This is a genomic window from Actinomadura sp. HBU206391 (genome assembly GCF_014323665.1).
Classification (GTDB): domain Bacteria; phylum Actinomycetota; class Actinomycetes; order Streptosporangiales; family Streptosporangiaceae; genus Actinomadura_C.
Window position 1 is genome coordinate 1 of sequence record NZ_JABVEB010000375.1, and the last position, 4,326, is coordinate 4,326.

4 protein-coding genes are annotated in these 4,326 nt (G+C 65.6%); 3 read left to right on the top strand and 1 reads right to left on the bottom strand.

The features are described 5' to 3' along the window. The 3 genes from HKK72_RS36680 to HKK72_RS36690 form a co-directional block, all read left to right on the top strand. On the top strand, window positions 1-1,084 hold a 1,084-nt coding region (locus HKK72_RS36680), incomplete at its 5' end, for an ABC transporter ATP-binding protein (protein WP_222721608.1). Further along, on the top strand, window positions 1,081-1,881 hold the full coding sequence (locus HKK72_RS36685; protein WP_187238993.1) for an ABC transporter permease subunit: 801 nt from the start codon (window positions 1,081-1,083) through the stop codon (window positions 1,879-1,881). The genes HKK72_RS36680 and HKK72_RS36685, both read left to right, overlap by 4 nt. A gap of 734 nt (window positions 1,882-2,615) precedes the next feature. After that, window positions 2,616-3,284, top strand: coding sequence for a hypothetical protein (locus tag HKK72_RS36690; protein ID WP_187238994.1), 669 nt, complete (start codon window positions 2,616-2,618; stop codon window positions 3,282-3,284). Between the two features lie 481 nt (window positions 3,285-3,765). Here the strand turns inward: HKK72_RS36690 and HKK72_RS36695 are convergent. Next, the coding region (locus HKK72_RS36695; RefSeq protein ID WP_187238995.1) for a PP2C family protein-serine/threonine phosphatase at window positions 3,766-4,326 on the bottom strand (561 nt) is incomplete at its 5' end.

Consider the following 4,326-nt stretch of genomic DNA (forward strand, 5'->3'; position numbering starts at 1 on the left):
AGCGCCCCGGCCCCACCCGCCGGTCAGCATGACGCCAGCCCGCCCGATTCGGGCGCCCGAAAACTGCCAAGCCGCATCAGTCCTGCACAGTTGCTCATTAGCCGCAGAGGACCGTGGGGGTATGTTGGCCGTGGTGTGCCGGGAAGCCTGGTCGGCGGTTCTGACCGCGACGCTTTCGGAGGCCAGTATGAGCAGCAACACCGTAATCACCACCACAGGCCTCACCAAGCACTTCGGCCCCGTGATGGCATTGGACGATCTGAATGTCCAGATCGTCCATGGGGAGATCTTCGGGTACCTCGGACCGAACGGATCGGGTAAAACCACCACTATCCGGCTGCTGCTGGACTTCCTGCGCCCCACAGCAGGCACCTCGCAGGTCCTCGGCGGCTCAGGCGCCGACCCACGCATCCGCGCCAGACTCGGGTATCTGCCCGCCGACCTGCATATCGACCCGCGCTATACCGCAGCCGACCTGATCGACTTCTACGGCCGGCTACGCGGAGGGCATGACGCCGCCTGGGTGGCGGAACTGCTGGAACGGTTCGATCTCGACCCAGACCGCCGAGTCGGCGAGTTGTCGACGGGCAACCGCCGCAAAGTCGGCATCGTGGCGGCCGTCGCGCACCGGCCCGAGTTGCTGATCCTGGACGAGCCCACCTCCGGTCTCGACCCGCTTCTGCAGCACGAGTTCCAGGTCCTGCTCCGTGAACTGACCGCCGGCGGTGCGACGGTGTTCCTGTCCAGCCACGTCCTGCCCGAGGTCGAACTCCTCGCCCACCGGGTGGCGATCCTGCGGCATGGCAGGCTGGTGACGGTCGCCGGAATCGATGAACTGCGGCGCCAGGCCCGTCAGCGCATCGACCTCCATCTGGCTCGAGAACCCGACCCCGATGCCTTCACCGGGCTACCGGGAGTGGTGGAAGCCGATGTCACCGGCGCCGTGGCGCGGATCGTGGTCGAGGGCTCGGCTGCCGAGGTCATCAAGGCCGCAGCGCCTCTGGAGGTGGTGCGGGTCGTCAGCCACGACGCCGACCTCGATGAGGTCTTCCTGAGGTACTACCAGGAGGCCGGACAGCCATGACCGCCGCAGCGCGTCTCCTCACCGACCGCCGACGCTCACTGCTGTGGTGGGCGGCGGGCATGACGGCCCTCGTCGCCTTCACCGTGTCGCTGTACCCATCGCTGAAGAACCAGACCTCCGTCGAAGACCTGATGCGCGACCTGCCCGAGACCTTCCGCACGATGGTCGGCTACCAGGCCGGTGTTCCGCTCACCTCACCTGCGGGTTTCCTCCACGCCCGCCTGTTCGCCACCGTGCTGCCAGTGGTGGTCCTGGTCTTCGGCATCGGCGCCGGAGCCCGTGCCATCGGCGGCGCCGAAGAAGACGGCACCCTCGAACCCCTGCTCGCCAACCCCATCAGCCGAACCCGCCTCGCCACCGAACGCTACCTCGCCACCATCGCACTACTGGCCACCGTCGTGGTGGTGTTCACTCTCGCCGTCATCGCCTTGGCCCCTTTGTTCGGCGCCCTCAGCGGGATCTCCCCCACCAACCTGCTCACGGCCTGCGCGGCCGTGTTCACCCTCGCGCTGCCGCACACCACCCTCGCCTACACCATCGGCGCCGCCACCGGGCGCCGCGGCCCCGCCACCGCGATCGCCGCCGCCATCGCCGTAAGCGGCTACCTCATCCAGAACCTGCTCAGCACACAGGGCACCGCCAAAGTCGTCCGCGCATTGAGCCCATGGCACTGGTACCTCGACCAGAACATGCTCGCCCAAGGACCCAGCGCGCTCGCTTTGTGGGCACCACTCCCGGTCACCGCCCTCCTGTTCGCGATCGGCCTGGCCGTCTTCCGCCGCCGAGACCTCCGCTAGCATTGCCCGCTGCCCTCGACTACCAGAAGCACATGATGAGCTTGGAGCGACCCACGACCGTGGCCCATCTGGGCGTGGGTCCGATCGAGTACCGGCTGGAACCCCGCGGCGAGCCAACCGTCGTGGTGTTCCACGAAGGTCCTCGCCACCCTCACGCTCGAGCACCGGGCGAGCCTGGTCGCGATCTTTCCCCACATGCGCTCCGGCCATGGCTTCCTCAACGACCTGCGCACGACAGGAACAGGCGAGCCGAGAATCCCAAAGATGGACCGGGACCAGACCATGCGCGTGAACGGCGGCCAGCCCATCCCGCTGCGGCAACCGCAGCGACGTCATTGCGGACCAGCGCGGCGAACACGCCGATCACTACTGATAGCACGAGCACCGACCGGTCGTGGCCTGCGTTCCGAACGCCCACGTCGCCACAGACAGCCGACGATCACGGTGACGAAACCCACCGGGATGGCCAGGTTCATCGCCCCAGCCTCACCACAGGCACGCGCTAGAATTCCGGTGGGTGCGCCGGGAAGTCTGGTCGGCAGTGTCGTTCCTGTGCCAGGAGTGCGCCATGCCGAACCATCCGATCTTCTGTCCGCCGTTCGGAGCGCTAGAGACAGTCGTGGACCCGGCCGCCGTTCAAAAGCACGGGTTGGTGTCGCTGTTGGCGCACAGCCCTAAACGGCCGATCACCGCACCCTCCTCTGTCCTGTGCAAGACCCGACCGTGGAGTGCTCATGCCTGCCTCCCCGCCTGACCCGGCTGCCGTCTCTCCTCTTCCCGGCCCTGACGCCGAGACCAAGACCGAATTGCTTTGGCTACTCGCCGACGGTGCAACTCAGAGCGTCAACTGGTACGCCCCATCGGACGACCGGTTCGCCGCCGTGGTCACACGTATTGCGTTGAGCGATCAAATATGGCTCTTGCGTTGCATCGGCTGGTTGCGCAACACCGAGGCGCTTGCCCCAGCCGGGATCATCGTGGCTGCCGAACTCGTCCGGGCCCGCTTGGGGAGCGGGAAAGGCGACAACCGGGGCATCATCAACATCATGCTGCGGCGCCCCGATGAGCCGGGGGCCCTGCTCGGCTATTGGGTCGCCGCCTATGGACGACCCGTGCCCAAGCCCGTTCAACGCGGTGTAGCCGACGCGGTCAAAAAGCTGTACAGCGCACAGGCGGTGGCCGAATATGACCATCATGGCCGAGGTCTGCGCTTCGCCGACGTCCTGTCCATCGTCCGACCCAGACCCGTCTCACCCCAACAAGCCACGCTTTTCCGACAACTGATCAACGACCGTGTCCCCCGCAGCAGCACCCCCGATTTCTCCGCTGCTGCGCCACCTGCCGACCCGTCCTTGGGCGCGGTTCTGCGCACGGCAGCCCACACCGGGCGGCTGCCCTTCTGACAGTGTCGGCAGCGCGGGTTCGCCACTGAACTGGTCATACGCCGATCGAGCCTGACGGCCTGACTAACGAGGTGATCGGACACCCGACCGGAGCTCTCGGAAACGCCCAGCCGGGGCGTCATCGGTATCAGGGTCCTGTTTGGGATGCAGAGCGATCCAGCCGAACCCTGCACCACCACGAGATACACCGGACGTAGCGCCATGAGAACCGACAGCGCCCCATCCACCTATGACACCGCAGTCGAATAACCTCGAGACCGTCCCTCAACCGCACGTCAGCACCGGTGACATAGTTCTCGGCGCCCACACCGCCGCATATCAAAGTCAGATAGGGATGGGCTGCCTGGATTCGGGCCTCGAATCGACGGATTAAAAGTCCGCTGTAACGGTTCAACTGGTACGACGACGGTCTCGATTCACCGACCACACGCGGACTTATTCTCTTGGAGATAAATGGCGGACCTAGAGCAGGAGCGGTCGGCTATCGTGGCGTCGTGTTGGTGTGTCCTGATGGCTGTACCACGGCAATGTCAGACGTGGCGTGCCGGCGTAGGAGCAGCATCGCCGCGTCATCGGATATGGGTCCACCAACATGGTCAAGAAGGTCGGTGCGCAACTCCTCCAGTGCCGTCTGCGGATCGGCGGCCGTGAGCGCCTTTACCCGCTCCACCAAGGGATAGAATTCCCTCAATGCGTTACGTGCCTCAATGACTCCGTCGGTGTAGAGCAGGATCTGGTCGCCGTCCGCGAATGGAAGCCGGTATGGCTCGGGGCTGCAGGAGCCCGGCGAGACCACACCGAGCGGAGGGGACTGCATTTTCGGTTCGGCGAGGCTGACCTGACCGTCGCAGCGCAGGAGCAGAGGCGCGGGATGACCGAAGTTGAGCAAGATGATCTCACCATCGTGCACCTCTGCGAGGATCGCGGTGACAAATCGTTCCCCGCCGAGATGACGGTCGAGGCTCGTCTCGAGCCGGTCTCCCACCCCGGTCAGTTCGATCTCGTCATAAGCCGCTTCACGAAACGCTCCCAGTACCCAGGC